Genomic DNA, 16594 nt, shown 5'->3' with positions numbered 1-16594 from the left:
CACTGCCAATGACGGATGATGAATTCTTTGAATCCCAATTTCCCGAAGCGGGTCGTCTGCTACAGGACCTACGAGAAAAAGACCAAGAGTTCGATCTGATGTGTTGCGACTACAAAGAGGTCTTCGCGGAACTGGCGATGCCGCCAAAGTCTGAGTCAGTTCTGCAGATGCGATACCTTGCCGATCTGGCAGAAAGTCTTTCGGATCTGCGCCGCAGTATAGACGAACGGCTACAGGCCCAAGGCGCGGGTGCGGAAACGGTGCGGGATAAAGATTTGGAGGTTTGACATGAGACTTAGATACATCTTGCCAGCGTTGTTGATTGGCGCCGGCTCTGTGTTTGCACAGGAAACCCCCATTGTTCATGACGGCGAGTTTGAATTCCTCCGCGCGCAGTTTGGTGAGGCATGGGAGGCGCAAGACGTTGAAATCAACGCCAAGCTGGCCGAAATTCGCGCGACCAATGGCGGCAAGCCTCCGAATTTTCTCTACATCCTAATCGACGATGTCAGCTTCGGTCAGATGGGCGACCGCAAGATGAACTACGTCATGGGGATTGAGACACCCAGCATCAATCATTTGGCCACCGAAGGCATGTCGCTGATGCGCATGTATACCGAACCCTCCTGCACTCCGACCCGCACCGCGATGTTGACAGGGCGCCACCCAATTCGCGCAGGTGTGGAAGAGGTCAAGGTGGCTTTGGTCGGCGAGGGCCTTCCGGCCAGTGAAGTGACATTGCCCGAGATTCTGAAGCAGGTCGGCTATAATACGGCACATGTCGGCAAATGGCACCAAGGCGACATCGAACAATCGTACCCCCACAATCAGGGGTTTGATTGGGCCGCATTTCCACTCCACCAGCAAGTACAGCTGAGCCTCATGACCCCCGAGGCAATGCGGTCCAACACCATGCTCGGCTATGTGCCCGAGGGGCAGAACAATCAGTTCCTGCTGGATGAACGGTTCAAGCCATACGGCCTTGTCACCGGTGTCGAGGCCGAAGCCGGTGGACCCGCCCAGGAAGTAGAAATGTCAGCCGGTGAGGTGTGGACGCAGGCCAAATATGAAGAGATGAACGAGCGATATCAGCGGCAGGCGCTGGAGCAACTTGAACGCGTCGCTTCCGAGGATGCGCCATTCTTCTTACAATACTGGCCGCTTTACCCGTTGAACTTCGTCTACCCGGATCAGGCAATTTCACGAAATGGCGGGTTTCATGCCGACAAGCTTCAACTGCTTGATGGTTGGATCGGAGATCTTTTGGCCAAGCTTGAAGAAACCGGCAAAGCGACCAACACAATTGTTGTTCTGATGGCGGATAATGGCCTGATGTATCACTACGAAGGCTCATCCGGTCTGAACCAGCTGATCTATCGCGGTGGCAAAACCCAGCATCTTGAAGGCGGCGTAAGAACCGATGCATTCATTCGCTGGCCCGGTGTGATCGAAGCCAACAGCGCAGCCGGTGACATCTTTCACGTCTCAGATATCTTCACCACGATGGCGCGAATTGCCGGAGCCACAGACTTTATCCCAAGGGACCGCGTAATAGACGGCATCGACCAGACGGCCTTGCTGTTGAACGGCGAGGGAAATGGGCGGCGCGACTATGTCTATATCTACGAAGGACCTGTCTTGCGCTCGGTCGTCAAGCAGGAGTTCAAGATGCATCTTCCTGCCCCCGGTCAACCCGGCGCGGCTGCTCCGACTTATAATATTTATAGGGACCCCCGAGAGGAACACCCTTTGGTGGGCTACTCGCTTTGGGCCGGGGCATCTTTTCAAGATATGATCAAGCGTCACCAGAAGATGATCGCCAAGTATCCGCATTCAGAGATTGGCAAAGGTACACCTTATGAAGGCATTGAAAACCTGCGCCCGGAATCCGAACTGACCCGCGACGTATTCACGAGTTGGCAGTGAGATCACAAATTTAGTAATTATTCGAATATATCGATGTTACTGATGGTAATCACATCGAAGTCAAAAACCGAAGCTCGGCTTCGAACCCTGGGGGAGATGGAATGAAACTACAATGGCTTATGGTTTTGTGTGCAGGCATTGCCGCCCCACCTTTGCAGGCTCAGGTCGACCCTATTCAACACGATGCTGAGTTTTATATTCTGCAAGCCCAACGCGCGGAACAATGGGTGCAGGATGACGCTGCCGTTGATCAGGCTTTGGCCGCTTTTCGTGACGGCAACAATGGGCAACCCCCAAATATCGTCAGCGTTCTGATTGACGATATGGGCTTTGGCGATATGGGTATACCCGAGCTCAACGCTGTCCGTGGGTACGACACTCCGAACATCAACGACTTTTCGGACGAAGCGTTGCGTATGGTTCGGATGTATACTGAACCGTCCTGCACCCCGACTCGCGTGGCACAAATGACCGGCCGCTTGCCCGTGCGTATGGGAATGGGTGATACGACCGTCGATATCGCTGGCTTTGGATTGCCCGATAATGAAGTGACGCTGGCCGAAGTCTTGAAACAGGCAGGATATGCAACCAGCCACGTCGGCAAGTGGCATATGGGCGATATTGCCGAAAGCTGGGCAATGAATCAGGGTTTTGACTATGCCCAGCACGCCATCCACCAGCAGGGCCAGCTGACAATCTTTAATGATGATGCGATCAAAGAACAGGTCTCGGTCGCGATCCGGGACTATGAGGATAAATACACACTGGACGGCTGGTTCCGACCGGATGCCTCGGCGATGATGACCGTCATCGAGGGCGAGACCGGCGGCGCCATTCGCGAAATCCGCATGGAAGCCGGAGAACGCTGGAACGCCGAAAAATACGACGAAATGAACCAGGCGTTTCAGGATAAAACACTTCAGGAACTGGAACGCCTTGCAACTGGGGACGCGCCCTTCTTCCTGCAATATTGGCCGATGATCCCGCTGGACAATACCCGCGCCGGCCGTGACGGGCCGGAAAGCGCGAATGGCGGCTTGTATGTCGACAAGATGCAGCTACTGGATCAGTGGCTGGGTGATCTGTTCGCGCGCATGGATGATCTAGGGCTCAGCGAAAACACCATCGTTGTGGTTATGGGCGACAATGGGCATTTTACCAAATACGCGCCGCAATCCGGGTTTACCCCACTGATTTACGCGGGCGGTAAAGGCGACACGACTGAAGGTGGCGTGCGCGTGGACGCCTTCATCCGCTGGCCGGGCATGATTGAAGCTGACGGGTTGTTAAACAGCATCATTCATGTTTCGGACCTGTATACCACGATCTCGCGCTTTGCCGGGGCGGATGGATTCATCCCAAGGGATCGTCTGGTCGATGGTGTCGATCAGTCGGCGGCGCTACTGTTCGCGGATGAATCGAAAGCGCGACGCGATCACGTGATCATCTATTCGGTCGCGAAACCCGAGGCGATCGTTAAGGATCAGCTTAAGCTCAAACTGCCGGGACCCGGCGAGAGCGCAATTTTAGCAAAATTCTTCGATCTTTACCGCGACACCCGCGAAGAATACTCGGTCTCAACCGAAGTCGGGTCTTGGGGTGGGCAGGAATTCGTACGTATACTGGGCCGCCACAAGGCGCGGAAAGAGAAATACCCCGATACTCCGCCCGCCTACGGCATGCCTTATGAGGGGATTGAGAACATTCGTCCCGAGACACAGCAAGCCGTTGAAGCTTTCATGATCAAGCGCGCGTCGCCCCAGAAGTAGGCCTGTTCTTTCGTAATGAACCGCGAAGGACTGTAATCACCAAAATCGAGGATCTCAGCATGGTTGGTAGCATAATTTTCGCACTGGGATTGATCGTGTCACTCGGAATCGGGTTTGTCTATTTCCGCGACCTTGGCGATGTCTCGCAAATGCTGCTGAAAGTAAAGCGCGAGAATATGGTGCGCTTTATCCGGCATGAATACCGCCTGATTGGCATTGGCCTGGGCGGATTTGTAGTGGCAACCCTTGCACATTTCCTTTTGGGGGGCGGCCCTTTCTGGCTTTGGCTTGTAACGGCTGCGCTGACCTTGCTTCTTTATGGGTTTCCCTATGTGTGGGTGCATTTGGGCCTGAGAAACCAACTCAACGACGCCCAGTATTTTTCTATCGAGGAAGCGCGAAAATATGTCGGTCCAACAGCGCCAGTCATCGTCATCGAACACAATGGTCACGCGCGCGCGCACCCGGATGCGCAGATCATGCGCCCTCATTTGGCGGGCGATGTAGATGGGCTGGGGGGCGAGGATGTGGTCATGACTTACTGCGCGATGGCCAATCTGGGTCAGGGGTACACACCGCGAATAGAAGGACGGCGCCTGAACCTTGAGGTTCTGGCCCAGCATGGCAACAACTTGATACTGCGTGACAACGACACGGGCGATCCGATCCAGCATATCTACGGTTTTCGCGAGGTGGATCGCGACCCCAACTCCGAGGGTCCTGCTTGCCCTCTCCGGCCCGAAGCGCAAATGAGGCCTTGGCCCACCTTTCGAATGACATTCCGCGGGTTTCAGAAAGCCTATCCAGAAGGTGAGGTGTTTCTGAACAAACCATCCACGAACCCTTTGCTGCGTCTGCTGGACATGATGACCGAGATCACCTTTGGCTGGGGCATCGGACGCCAACATCAGGAAGACGCTCCTGTGATGGACAACATGGATCGTTCAGACCACCGGTTGCCGAACAAAACCTACGTCTGGGGAATTACGATTGGTCAAGATGTCGCTTGCTGGACCGACGATTTCATCATCGAGAACAACTGGATCGTGACCGCCAAAGTCGGAGGACGGGATGTCGTGGTCAGCCTGGATCCGAAATATGAAAGCCTGGGCGTTTGGTATAACGACTCGGGTCAACCGGTGGCCAAATGCGATTTCTGGGGTCACTCGGATCAGGGTCAGCTAAAACGTGTAGAAACCCTGCGCGCAGGCGTATTCTGGCACGTTTGGTCCGAGTTTTTCCCGAACACAGATATCAATCGCGTCGGCAACAGTTCGATGGCGACGGAAGAAGCTGCGGAATGAAAATCAGGACCACACAATTTCAAACCAACGACAATTTATTGAAACTTGTATGTTTGTCGGGAGGAACAGAATGTTTTCGTCACTATGGGTGAAAAGTTGCTTATGCGCGGCAACGCTATCGGCATCGGCAGCCACAACGGCTGCGGCACAACAATCCGATTGGTCCTACGAGGCCACGATTTATCTGTTCATGCCGGAAACAGAAACATCCTTAAGCACCCCCATGGGGACACTGGACGGTACACTCAGTTTTTCTGATGCATTGGAAAACCTAGATTTCGCCTTTATGGGAGCGTTCTCGGCCACCGACGGACGATGGCTTATACTTGCAGATTACAACTACACAGATTTGTCGTTCAGCAACAGCACTCCCGGCCCCGCCAGTTCGGGCCTCGAGACATCATTTACCACGCAATACCTAAGCGGTTATGTCGGCTACCGAGTGTATGAAGCACCAACTATCTCGGTGGATGTCGCCGGAGGGTTCCGGTGGTTCAGCACTGATACAGAGTTCACCCTTCTCCCTGGCGCGGCACCGGGGAGGACAACAACCGCCGACGACAGCTGGACCGACCCTGTCATCGCCGCCAGAGCACGCGTCCGGTTCTCGGACAAATGGTCCGGCACCGGTTTCGTCGACTACGGAGGTTTCCGCAGCGGCAGTGAAACATGGCAGGTTCTGTTGACCGCCGAATATGCCATCAACAACAGATGGCTGATCCGCGGCGGCTATCGCTATATCTCGTTTGACCATGAGATCGACGGTAGCGATTTTACATTTGATCAGTCAGGGCCAGTGTTAGGCGCGACTTATCGTTTCTAGAATTCTTTATTGGTGAACTCGAGACTGGGTTGTGATGTTACGAACATCGTTTGATTGGCGCGAGTAGACTGCAGAAAGTTCTAGAGAATCATATTCGCTGTGTCCTCAGATTTGTCTTCGTGTCTGGCACCAGTTCTTGAACCCCAGCATCGATAGCTGGATGGAATTTGTTCTCACTCTAGAAATCAAGCGATGAATGAAGCAAGTCTAAGTCGCGATGCCACTTTCAACCGCAGAGTGAGAATTCACCTCGGCTGGCTTTCGCAACTACAGCGAATGGCTGCAAAGCGGGCTGCGACCGCAGCATTGAAACATGTAGGCCAACGGCAGCTCAGGGCCGTCCATTCGATCGCCGGCTGAGAGTTCAAGTGGGTAAAGACTTTGGAAGCGCAGCAAATTCAGTTTCAACGGGCCGCTCCGCGGCATCGCCGGCGGCTGTTGGGTGACTCCTGTGGGTCGGTGGGGTGCGGCGGGGTCATAGACTAGTGTTATTGGCACCCAGCAGTCCGTTCTGATCCTCTCAGATGCCATCCAGCGGCATTCTGGTGCGAAAAATCGCTGAGAGCGCACTTATGCAAACCCTTCACCTGCGGCTCAGAAATTTGCAGCAACCTCAACACGGCGAGGTTTTGCATGCTTACCAGCTACCACCTCTCCGTGAAGACGATCAAACGCAGCGCCAGGCGCACTGCCACGGCGGCGGCGGCCTACCGCGTCGGCGAGCGCATCGAGTGCCAGCGCGAAGGTCGCGTCCACGATTACACCCGCAAGCAGGGCATCGAGGAGACCTTCATCCTGGCCCCGAAAGACGCGCCGGACTGGGCCACGGATCGCTCCCGCCTCTGGAACGAGGTCGAGGCCAGCGAGACCCGCCGCAACTCCGTCACCGCCCGCGAATGGGAGTTAGCCTTGCCGTCCGAGATCAGCGCAGAGGACCGGTCACAGATCACCCGCGACTTCGCCCAGGAGCTGGTCAGCCGCTACGGTGTAGCTGTCGATGTCGCGATCCACGCGCCGCACCGTGAGGGCGATCAGCGCAACCATCACGCCCACGTTCTGACCTCCACCCGCAAGCTGGAAGCGGATGGCTTCACGGACAAGACCCGCGTGCTCGATTCCGCGAAAACTGGTGGCGTCGAGATCGAGCAGATGCGAGGCCTCTGGGCCGAGTTGCAGAACCGCGCTCTGGAGCGGGCAGGGGAGGTGGAACGCGTCGATCACCGATCGCTTGAGGCGCAGCGCGAGGCGGCGCTGGAACGAGGTGACGAGCTGACGGCGGAGGAGCTGGACCGCGACCCCGAGCTGAAGCTGGGGCCAGCCGCCAATTCCATGGAACGCCGGGCCAAGGCGATGGCCGAGCGCCAGGGACGGGAATACAAACCCGTCACCGAGCGCGAGGCCGGGCAGGGCCGCGTCTCTGCCGGTCTGGCAGCACTCAGGGCTGCGACCGCGAAAGATCGCGACCGCGACCGAAACCCGGATGACTTCCGGGAGCGTCTGGCGCGTGTCGTGGACAGGTCACGAGACCAGGACGACACGCCAAAGCCAGCAGGTCGCAATTATGCGCGGGAGCGGCTGAAAGAAATCATGGAGAAAGACGCCGGGCGCGACGGCCAGGCAGCGGTTCACAAGCTGGATGGTCACAGCGAGTATGACATGGGCGAGGGCACAAGGCGCGATAGACGCAAGCCGTCAGTCAACGAACGGCTGAAGGATGTTCTGAACAAGCCGCGCGAGAAGCTGGAGATCAAGAACGAGCGTGACCAGGAGAAGGAGCAGGAGGTCGAGAAGGATCGGGACATCGACCGCGATCCGGGCCTCAGTCACTGACGAGGCGGTGAGAGGTCGTTTCCCCATTCTTCATGGGAATACTCGCCTGAGAGAACCCGACGCCAACAAGGAATGAAATCACGCCGGTGGCCGTCTTGAATTCGCGCACCTTGATTGCATTCTGCGTCACGCGCGTCCTGGCTGTGACAAGGATTTTTTCCTGCCTGTCTTTTCCGATAGTCCGCATGATCCATAGACCGTACCAGCTTGGACCCTTACGTTCAGGATCGGCTTTGCACAGCACTTCGACCGTGTGGCCCTCCTCGGCAAGCGCCCGAAGGCCTTGTTCGGTGGTCACGTTTAGTTCGATTTCAGCCGTCTGGTTCATCGTGCACATCAACAGAAACAATGGTGGTTGTCTTGTGCCTGAAACCATCCAAATCCGCAATCGTATATTATTGTAGTGGATATGGTTCGATGGAGTTGAGTGATCCCGGCAAGGTGCCGGTCTCGCTTTGAGCGATAGACAGGGCAGGGGATCGACGGGCTGACGCCCGCTTACCCCAACCCTGACAGTTTCCCAAACTTGTCGATCCGCCTGCCATCCCGGCGGGGCCGTGACAACCGGCAAGCGCCGCCGATGGCGTCGGTTCCGGTCGAGAATTCCGGTTCCTCCCACGCGCAAGGCGCGCGGTTCCCTCCCAAATTCACGCCCTCCACCCGGTTGTCACGGCCCCGCCAGGCCGCAGGACGGGCTTTGCCCTTACCTGCTCTGCCGTCCGGAATGCATGGGCATTCCAGACAACAGAGAAGGAAGGCCCGCCCATCGGCGGAAAGGGGAAGAGACCCGGCCCGCGTCACTCGAAGGAGGGTCACAAATGACCGCAGAGAAGTTTGACGTTTATTCCCATGTCACCAATCAGATCATCGCGCAAATCGAGGCGGGGACGCCGCCCTGGCGCAAGCCGTGGACCGGTGGCGGAGCCGGGGTTAGCCTGCCGGAACGGTTCAACGGAGAGGCATATCGGGGCATCAACATCCTGATGCTTTGGGCGACAGCGATAGCCAAGGATTACAGCTCAGCCCGCTGGATGACGTTCAATCAGGCCAAGCAGCTTGGAGGCCATGTTCGCAAAGGCGAGAAATCCGCCACGGTCGTGAAATACGGCACCGTCGAGCGCGAGGACGAGAACGGCGAGGAACGCCAGATCCCCTATGCCAAGGCCTACCGCGTGTTTAATGGCGACCAGATCGAGGGCTTGCCCCCTGAATTCTACATTCTGCCCGATCCACCGCGCGATCTTGGCACCGAGGCCGACCCCGAGCTGGAGGCGTTCTTTGCCGCGACCGGCGCGCAGATCGACGTGACCGAAGAGCCGCGCGCCTATTACAACATCAAGACTGACCGGATTCACATGCCGCCGATTGGCACGTTCTATCGGGCGGCTGGGTATTTTGGCACCTTGGCCCATGAGACAATCCACTGGACTGGCGCGACAAAGCGGCTGGACCGCTTGGGCCGGTTCAACGACCGCAAGGCTTATGCCTTCGAGGAGCTTGTCGCCGAGATTGGCAATTGCATGTTGTGTGCGCAGATCGGGGTGGAGCCTGAATTCGATCAGAGCGCGGCCTATGTCGAAGGATGGCTTGAAGCGATGAAAGAAGACAGCCGTGCGATTTTCCGTGCAGCGTCCGAGGCGCAGAAGGCCGTGGATTACATTATGGAGCGCACCGCGCAGGTCGACCGGATGGCCGCCGAGTAGCAGCCCGCAACGTCGAAATGATCGAGGCCTCCGTCAGCAGGCGGGGGCCTTTTGCGTTCTGGTATGATCTTGGCCGAGGGTGGTTTCAGGGTGACCTGTCGGTGGGCAACCTGAAGGCCACCCGCCGCCAGGCCCGGCGCTTCGCGCAGACGGGCATTGAATGCCTTGAAACTGTGTATCCTGCGGTGCGGAGAAGGTCCGGAGAGAGCCCATACCTCCCAAGTTTCTGCGTTGTGGCGAATGACCGCTTCAGAGAAAACGCCGAACGCGGGAGGCGTATTCCTCGAAGTCCGCGCCGTAGCGCGCGCGCAGCCATGGCTCTTCCGCGAATGGTGCAGCCAACAGCACGAGGACCGCGGCACTTCCGACCGGAAAGACCAGCGGTGCCGCCGTCAGCAGCATCCATCCGATGACCATGAAGATATCTGCGACATACTGGGGATTGCGGGAGTAGCGATAAAGACCGTCGGTTCGCAGATGCCCAACGGCACCGCCGGTTTGGGCGATGCCAAAGCGTACAACTTCAAACCAGACGGCTGCGTTTCCGGTGAGGATTAAAGGCACCCCGATCCAGAACCGCATCCAGTCTGGAAATGGCAGGGTCGCCCATCCAAGAATGCCAAGCAGAACAAGCACGCCGAACAAAGTGAATGTTGGAACCCAGACAAGGAAAGGCGTTCTGATCGTGTATTCTTCCGGGGGCCAGAGCCGCCGCGATGGACGCGCAAACGACCAAACGAGCGCGGCCAAGGTTCCTGCGGCAATCCCCAAGCCAAGAAGAGCAAGAAAGGCCTCCATCAGACTTCGGCATGATTGTGTGAATTGAACTCACGGCGTTCAGCGAGCGCCTGGCGCACGATCTGGAACGCTGAGGACAGAAACAAGCTGGCCATGATCGCAGCGACGATCAGGTCGGGCCAGCCGGTGGCCGTGCCCCATACGCCCAAAGCTGCTAACATCACGGCGACGTTGCCGATGGCGTCGTTTCGCGAGCAGAGCCAGACAGAGCGCACATTGGCATCCCCGTCCTTGTAGCTGACCAGCAGCAGGACGCTTGCAAGGTTTGTCGCCAGAGCCAGAGCGCCGACAACGCCCATGATTTCCGCTTCCGGTACGCCGACATAGAAAACCCGGTAGACTGTCGAGCCGAAGACCCACAGGCCCATCAGAAGAAGACTGATGCCCTTGGCGAGCGCTGCATTCGTCCGCGCGCGGATCGAAGCACCGATGACAGCAAGTGAGATGCCATAGGTCAGAGCATCGCCCAAGAAGTCGAGGGCGTCAGCCTTCAGAGCTTGCGACTGTGCGACCTGGCCTGCTGTCATCTCGACGGCAAACATCGTCGCGTTCAGCGCGATGACGATCCACAGCCGCCGTTTGTAGTCGTCCGATACGCCATCGAACTTAGCGTCATGTCCACAACACCCTGACATCACACGGCCTCCTTTAGAATGATTGGTGCCTGTTTAGGAAGAAGGTTCTCTGCGCCGCCGGGGATGATTGGCACATAGCCTTGCCTGATCCGCGCCACGCGCCGGTTCATCCAGTGCCGTATGACAAGACGATAGAGCAACCCGCGAAAACCGGACAGCTGGTGGTGGTCCTTGTAGAAATCATCCGGACTGTCAAAGACATCGAAGTCGTGGTTGATCCCGGTCTTCTGGATGTATGTGCTTTGGCCAGACCACTCGACGGGCGGGGCCTGAAGGCAATCTGTCCCCGCGCCATAGGCACAGAGCGACGTGCGATCCGGAAAGGTCTCCTGAAGCGCTCCCAGAACGCCTTGATCGAGGATAAACCCTTCGAGATTGATCCACTTGCCGTCGATCAGAACTTCCACCCAGGAATGGATGATGCTTCGGGGGGCCAGCGGGAAAACCAACTCTGGCACAACGCCACGCTGCAAGCCCTTGTCGATGGTGAAACCATGAAACCGGCAAGGGATATTCAACGCCCTGAGCAGTGCCATCAGAAGCGTGCCCTTGGTGTTGCACTGCCCATAGCCGTCCGCCAGCACTCGGGAGGCAGGCAGCGCATCGTCGCTGTTGTATCCGAACAGGATTTCGTTCCGCACGAAATCATAGGCCGTGCCGATGCGTGCGGTGGGGTCAAGAGAAGACCACCCGCGCTCGGCGATCAATGCCTGGATCGCATCGGATCGAAAATCGAGTATGGGGGTTTCGGCGAGGTATTTCTGGGACATGGTTCACTCTGGTTTCAGCGTCCCAACTGATATACGATCTCTAGTGACTAGAGGTTCAAGAGGTATTTTCATGTTTTCCATTGGCGAGCTATCGCGGCGCACGAACGTCAAGGTTCCAACAATCCGCTACTACGAAGAGTCTGGGCTTCTCGACGCACCGGAACGGACTGAAGGCAATCAGCGTCGGTATGATGCGGCGGGGCTGGAGCGCCTGAGCTTCATCAAGCACGCCCGCGACCTCGGCTTCTCGATTGAAGCTATTGCTGCCTTGATCGAGCTACAGGGCCACCCGGACCGGTCGTGTGCAGAGGCCAATGATATTGCGACGGCTCAGCTCTCGGACGTGCGCGCAAAGATCAAACGCCTCCGCGCGCTTGAGAAAGAACTGGTGCGGATTTCCAACGGCTGCGATGGCGGCGGAGTGACCGAAGACTGCTATGTCCTGGCTTCTTTGTCGGATCATGGCCTTTGCGAGCGCGATCACTGAAAAGGTAAAGCAGACTATCACATCGTATAGCCAAACGTCGGCAAAGTCCCGCTGAGCGGGCCTAGCTGGACCGGCGAATGCGGTGGTTTGTGATCGATAATTTGAGATCAACTTTGGCGCGAGCAAGCAGTGAGTCCCTGCACCTTCACAGTCTAGAGCACAACCGGTTTCCCGTGAGGGGTCCGAAAGTATGCGGCTTCCCAATCGGTGCGCCGCTGCACGCGGGTCTCCTCGGAAATACCGGCGCTCTCGGTGAGCGTTTCAAGTGCACTGAGGACTGCTGCGTAATATGTGTCAAGATCATCTGGAGCCCCTTCGCTCTCGGCACTCCTCAATTCTTGGCCGAGCGCTTCGGCCCAAGCCGTCGCGGTAAAATGACCGGCTTGGACCAAATTGTCTGCTAGGGCGAGCGCCTGCGCCTGCCAAGGCTCATCAAAGACCGGCTGGGGTGGGGCAAGTGGATCGTCAGGCTGGAACAAGGTAGCTTTCCCACAAATCGAGTGTGACATCGTCGCGCGGATCGGAATCCTCGCCCCATAATGTAACGGCGCGGAATCCAACCGTATAAAGATGTTCCGGCACCTCGACCCCTTCGGCATTGCGGTCTGGCAGTACATGCGCGCCATGATGGGCAAGAACCACACCCTCTAGACCGCGCACGTACCGCGGAAGGCGGGTATGATTTGCATTGATATGACGCCGGGCTTGGACCGTGTCTCCGACGGAAAAAGCGGGCCGTTGCAACGTGTCTCTCTCAAAACTGAAAGCCGACGCGGCCACATCCGCTACTGCATCCTGAACGGTCATGGCAGGAGGAGGCGCAATGGGGTTTTCGACGTGACCGCGTTTGACGTCTTCAAGTGTTATCGTGCCGTTATCGAGCATCCTTATCAGATCGTTGGTGCACCACTTTTGGAAGTATGAAAAGGCAAGGTAGTCAGCAGGCACCATGCGTTCGAGCCCGTGGCGAAACCAGTCTATGGTGCTTCCGGGCGCAATAGGCGACCAGTTCAACGCAAAGGCGCGTTTTTCCCAATCTTCCAAGTCGCGAAAATCCTTGTCGCCGCTCTTTACAGGCACCGGGCCAAAACCCTCAACGCCACCGAGATCGTGAATGCCGTCCATCAGCCCGCCTCCGCCTTCAAATCTCGCTCTGTCCCGATCATGGAGTTGCGGGTGACAAGGGCTGCCAGGCGTTCCTCGCTCCACCCATCGGTTCCCGAGGGCCGTTGCGGAACAACGAGATAGCGAAGCTCGGCCGTGCTGTCCCAGACGCGGACGCTCACATCTTCAGGGAGAGCAACGCCAAACTCTGTAAGCACTTTGCGAGGCTCTCGAACGGCGCGGGCGCGATATTCGGTCGATTTGTACCACGCCGGTGACATCCCAAGGATTGAAAAGGGATAGCAAGAGCATAGCGTGCACACGACCATGTTGTGCTGCGTATCGGTGTTCTCGACCGCCTTCAGGTGAGCACTCGCGTCCCCCTGATAGTCAAACTCCTTGATGGCTTCTGCCGCGTCATCCAACAGGCGTGTCCGAAACCCCGGATCAAGCCATGACCGCGCCACTACATGCGCCCCGCGTTTCGGTCCGATATGCTCGGAATAGGCTTCAATCCAAGCGTCGAGGCTTTCAGGCGCGACCAGACCACGTTCAACTGCAAGACTTTCCAATGTCTTAACCCTGAGCACAGGGTCTGACGGCAAGTGTGTATGCAACTCGCGGTGCAGCTTTGCAGCGTTTTCACTGTCAAATGTAGGCATTCGCGTTCTCCCCAACACGACACTAGCACCGCCCGCTAAGTGATGCGACGTATTTTGGTCTTGCCTGTCAGGACGGTTTGAGAACCTGACTTCCATACAAAGCACAGCATCCGGAAAATGGGTTCGCAGATGTCGATGAAGTTCCAATCCGATAGCAACCCCTGCGTGTGAACCGCTGCGGTTATAGCGCCAAAAACGGTCGTTTTTGGCCGAGTGCCACGTCTTACCCAAGAGCAACCTCTTAGCTGGGACAAAAACCCTCGGCAGAACTTTTGCGGTTTTGGCAGTTTTTTGTCTCGGTTGAGGAGGGGCGTCCGCATCCATCTGTCAATGTCTGCTTCCGGGAAGCTGCAATGCAGCATTGAACCGCACACTCAGCGTCCGGTATGGGCCGTCCCTGTCAAGTGGTAGCGTTCGGTTCCTCGAACATGCTGCATACAATCTAACGTTAGCAACAAGCCCAAAAAATTGGATGCTGTACATTGCCCGAATGTCAGCAAAGCGTGGATCGAATAGCGAATTACACATCACTGCGTCGGAGAAATGCCAGGGCGCAGCCAAGGGTAATGAGCAGCCCGCCGCAGGTCCGGTCGATCCTCAGCGCACCCCTGTCGCTCAACAACTGCATCGCCTTTGCACCAAGTCCAGCATAGGCTGCCATCACGGCTACGTCGACGCCGATGAAGACAACAGCGAGCATGGCGTATTGCGCCAGAAGCGGTTCGTATGGTTTAAGGAAATGCGGCAGGAACGCAGTGAAGAACAAGTAGCCCTTAGGGTTTGTGACGGCGATCAGGAAGCTTTTGCGAAACAAGTTCAACCGGTGCCGCGCCTCGCCTGAGTTTTGTCCATTTGGTCGCGATGGAACAGATCTCAACTCCCCCGAGGACTGAAGCATCTGAACACCAAGCCACATCAGATAGGCGACACCGACCCACTTCACGACGTTGAACAGAACCGCGGATGTAGCAAGAATTGCTCCAAGCCCCAGACCGGCAGCCGCGATCAGAACGCCGTCAGAAAATGCCGCGCCTGCGATTCCATAGCCTGCTGCTCCAAAACCAAACCGCGATCCGTTGGACAAGGCCAGAAGAACCGTCGGTCCGGGTGTCATCACGACCACCAGGGCCAACAGAGCGAAGGTTAGAAGTGAAATTTCCATCATGTCGTCTCCGGTTTCAGTGAATAAATGCCGAGACCCGTCAGGAGCAGGGCAAGACCGCTGGCGAATGTTCTGATCGTGTTCCAGAACTGCCACCGCGCCGAATAGTCCTGCCACAGGTCGGCTGCCGCATCGCGGTCCGCTGGCACGGTCACTTGCGCAAGGACTTCATTCATCGGCACGTTCACCAAGGCCGTAACCAGGAATGCCCCCGTGACATAGAATACAACACTTGCTGCGAAGAGGACGGCTGACCTTGTTCTGTCTTGGCCGACCGCGACAAACGCGGTCAGGGTTAGAAATACCGGCGTCAGAAAGAACGCCGGAAAGAAAACCGGGTTTCGGACCGAAGCGTTCATCGCCTGCATTGCATTGATCGCCACACGAGGGTCGGTTGCGTCCAGGCCCCACATGGTCGAGCAGACCCAAGCATAGAAGAACCCGAAAATGGCGCCGGTGCACAGGAGCGAGAGCATCGACATCGGCATGATAAGACGGGCCATCAGGCTTGTCCTACAGACGCGGCTGCGTGTTGGGCTGTCTCTTCCCTTTGGCGGGACGCACTCAATACGCGGGTAAAGATCACCAGCGCTGCGATTTGGCCAAGGATCACAGCCGGCCAGATCAGGGCGAACTGCGCGTCGAAGTATTTCTGGGGCCCGAATGACACCAGCGCCATCAACGCCGCCATCACGCTCAGGCTGCGCCCGATGGCGTTTGTGAGCGGCTGTACGATTATTGCCGACAGCGCGACAGAGGCTGAGGCGCCAAGAAATGGGGCGATACCAAAGAGCGGGGTTGCAATCGGCGGATGCGGCCGGATGCCGACATAGAGCGCCGAAAGCATGATGAGTTGCAGCAGTATCAGTGTAGCCAGGGCTGCATGGGCCTGACGGTCATAATGAGTCATTGTCTCTCTCCAAAAGCGTATTTGTAGTTACGGTTGCGCATATCCGTAATTTGAGATACGGTTTCTGTCAACACGCTGGAGACAGAAATGCGCGAAGAAAAGAGATCGCTGCGACAACAGCAGATCGAAGCGGCGGCCTACGAGGTGTTGGAGGCCAAGGGCTATGGCGGCACCTCGATGCTTGGCATCGCGAAACAGGCGCGGGCCTCGAATGAGACGCTCTACAACTGGTACGGCGACAAGCAGGGCCTGTTTCAGGCTCTTGTCACGCGTAATGCAGAAGTGGTGAAAGAGCACCTGGAATCAGAACTGGAGACCGATCACCAAGCGATTTCCATTCTCGGCACACTAGGACCCAAATTGCTGAACCTGCTCACCGGCGACAGAGCCGTTGCGCTGAATCGTGCAGCGGCGGCGGATAGTAGTGGAGAACTCGGCGCGACCCTCTCAAAGGCCGGGCGAGAGGCAGTGTTCCCACTGCTTGAAAGGGTGCTGCTGCGCGCCCGGGACGAGGGCGTGCTGAACTTCGAAGATACCGGAGAGGCCGTGGCGCTTTATCTCGACCTGCTAATCGGAGATCAGCAGATCAGGCGCGTTATTGGCCGTCTTCCGCAGCCATCGGAAACCTTTTGTCGAGAGCGGTCCGAGCGTGCTGTCAGGCTCCTACGCCAAATTCTACGCTAAACTCAAAAAACAAAAGGAATTCAAAAC

Annotated in this window: 18 protein-coding genes; 9 read left to right on the top strand and 9 right to left on the bottom strand. The window is 57.0% G+C overall.

Annotated features, from left to right (window positions below; all coding sequences use genetic code 11):
- The first annotated feature begins 8 nt into the window (after positions 1-8).
- The 6 genes from I9188_RS14530 (at position 9) to mobQ (ending at position 7652) form a co-directional block, all read left to right on the top strand.
- Positions 9-287, top strand: coding sequence for a hypothetical protein (locus tag I9188_RS14530; RefSeq protein WP_209599661.1), 279 nt, complete (start codon positions 9-11; stop codon positions 285-287).
- A gap of 1 nt (position 288) precedes the next feature.
- On the top strand, positions 289-1926 hold the full coding sequence (locus tag I9188_RS14525; protein ID WP_209599660.1) for a sulfatase-like hydrolase/transferase: 1638 nt from the start codon (positions 289-291) through the stop codon (positions 1924-1926).
- Positions 1927-2027: 101 nt separating this feature from the next.
- Complete coding sequence (locus I9188_RS14520) at positions 2028-3695, top strand: sulfatase-like hydrolase/transferase (RefSeq protein WP_209599659.1); 1668 nt, start codon at positions 2028-2030, stop codon at positions 3693-3695.
- A gap of 59 nt (positions 3696-3754) precedes the next feature.
- On the top strand, positions 3755-4999 hold the full coding sequence (locus I9188_RS14515; protein WP_209599658.1) for a DUF3179 domain-containing (seleno)protein: 1245 nt from the start codon (positions 3755-3757) through the stop codon (positions 4997-4999).
- Between the two features lie 70 nt (positions 5000-5069).
- Positions 5070-5822, top strand: coding sequence for a porin family protein (locus I9188_RS14510; protein ID WP_171724058.1), 753 nt, complete (start codon positions 5070-5072; stop codon positions 5820-5822).
- Positions 5823-6455: 633 nt separating this feature from the next.
- Positions 6456-7652 carry a MobQ family relaxase gene (mobQ, locus tag I9188_RS14505; protein ID WP_209599657.1) on the top strand — a complete coding sequence of 399 codons (1197 nt, stop codon included), beginning with the start codon at positions 6456-6458 and terminating at the stop codon, positions 7650-7652.
- Here the strand turns inward: mobQ and I9188_RS14500 are convergent.
- Positions 7642-7980: a hypothetical protein gene (locus tag I9188_RS14500; protein WP_209599671.1), complete on the bottom strand. Its 339-nt coding sequence runs from the start codon at positions 7978-7980 to the stop codon at positions 7642-7644. The genes mobQ and I9188_RS14500 overlap by 11 nt on opposite strands.
- A gap of 490 nt (positions 7981-8470) precedes the next feature.
- Here I9188_RS14500 and I9188_RS14495 point away from each other — a divergent pair, with 490 nt between their 5' ends.
- Positions 8471-9355: a zincin-like metallopeptidase domain-containing protein gene (locus I9188_RS14495; RefSeq protein ID WP_209599656.1), complete on the top strand. Its 885-nt coding sequence runs from the start codon at positions 8471-8473 to the stop codon at positions 9353-9355.
- Between the two features lie 249 nt (positions 9356-9604).
- On the opposite strand, the gene I9188_RS14490 is transcribed toward I9188_RS14495, so the two are convergent.
- Genes I9188_RS14490 through I9188_RS14480 form a run of 3 tightly spaced genes read right to left on the bottom strand, consistent with a single transcriptional unit; the run spans position 9605 to position 11558 of the window.
- Positions 9605-10153 carry a methyltransferase gene (locus I9188_RS14490; RefSeq protein WP_170574509.1) on the bottom strand — a complete coding sequence of 183 codons (549 nt, stop codon included), beginning with the start codon at positions 10151-10153 and terminating at the stop codon, positions 9605-9607.
- Complete coding sequence (locus I9188_RS14485) at positions 10153-10788, bottom strand: cation diffusion facilitator family transporter (protein ID WP_209599655.1); 636 nt, start codon at positions 10786-10788, stop codon at positions 10153-10155. Before I9188_RS14485 ends, I9188_RS14490 begins: the two co-directional genes overlap by 1 nt.
- On the bottom strand, positions 10788-11558 hold the full coding sequence (locus I9188_RS14480) for a transglutaminase family protein (RefSeq protein WP_209599654.1): 771 nt from the start codon (positions 11556-11558) through the stop codon (positions 10788-10790). The genes I9188_RS14485 and I9188_RS14480 overlap by 1 nt, the downstream gene beginning before the upstream one ends.
- Before the next feature lie 70 nt (positions 11559-11628).
- Here I9188_RS14480 and I9188_RS14475 point away from each other — a divergent pair, with 70 nt between their 5' ends.
- Positions 11629-12045, top strand: a complete 417-nt coding sequence (locus I9188_RS14475) for a helix-turn-helix domain-containing protein (RefSeq protein ID WP_170574518.1) — start codon at positions 11629-11631, stop codon at positions 12043-12045.
- A 465-nt stretch (positions 12046-12510) separates the two neighbouring features.
- Here the strand turns inward: I9188_RS14475 and nthB are convergent, their stop codons facing one another.
- From nthB to I9188_RS14445, 5 genes are all read right to left on the bottom strand, one after another.
- Complete coding sequence (nthB, locus tag I9188_RS14465; RefSeq protein ID WP_209599652.1) at positions 12511-13170, bottom strand: nitrile hydratase subunit beta; 660 nt, start codon at positions 13168-13170, stop codon at positions 12511-12513.
- On the bottom strand, positions 13170-13811 hold the full coding sequence (gene nthA, locus I9188_RS14460) for a nitrile hydratase subunit alpha (RefSeq protein ID WP_209599651.1): 642 nt from the start codon (positions 13809-13811) through the stop codon (positions 13170-13172). Before nthA ends, nthB begins: the two co-directional genes overlap by 1 nt.
- A gap of 520 nt (positions 13812-14331) precedes the next feature.
- Positions 14332-14976, bottom strand: coding sequence for a LysE family translocator (locus tag I9188_RS14455; protein ID WP_152460832.1), 645 nt, complete (start codon positions 14974-14976; stop codon positions 14332-14334).
- A complete protein-coding gene (locus I9188_RS14450; RefSeq protein ID WP_152460833.1) occupies positions 14973-15476 on the bottom strand; it encodes an anthrone oxygenase family protein in 504 nt (167 codons plus the stop codon). Before I9188_RS14450 ends, I9188_RS14455 begins: the two co-directional genes overlap by 4 nt.
- Entirely contained in the window at positions 15476-15883 is a 408-nt protein-coding gene (locus I9188_RS14445) for a hypothetical protein (protein ID WP_152460834.1), read from the bottom strand. The genes I9188_RS14450 and I9188_RS14445 overlap by 1 nt, the downstream gene beginning before the upstream one ends.
- Before the next feature lie 87 nt (positions 15884-15970).
- Here I9188_RS14445 and I9188_RS14440 point away from each other — a divergent pair, with 87 nt between their 5' ends.
- Positions 15971-16567, top strand: a complete 597-nt coding sequence (locus I9188_RS14440) for a TetR/AcrR family transcriptional regulator (protein WP_152460835.1) — start codon at positions 15971-15973, stop codon at positions 16565-16567.
- Positions 16568-16594 lie beyond the last annotated feature (27 nt).

This window comes from Ruegeria sp. HKCCSA071 (assembly GCF_017872555.1).
Taxonomy (GTDB): domain Bacteria; phylum Pseudomonadota; class Alphaproteobacteria; order Rhodobacterales; family Rhodobacteraceae; genus Ruegeria.
The sequence above is the reverse complement of the archived record's forward strand: the minus strand, read 5'-3'. Positions and strand labels throughout refer to the sequence as shown.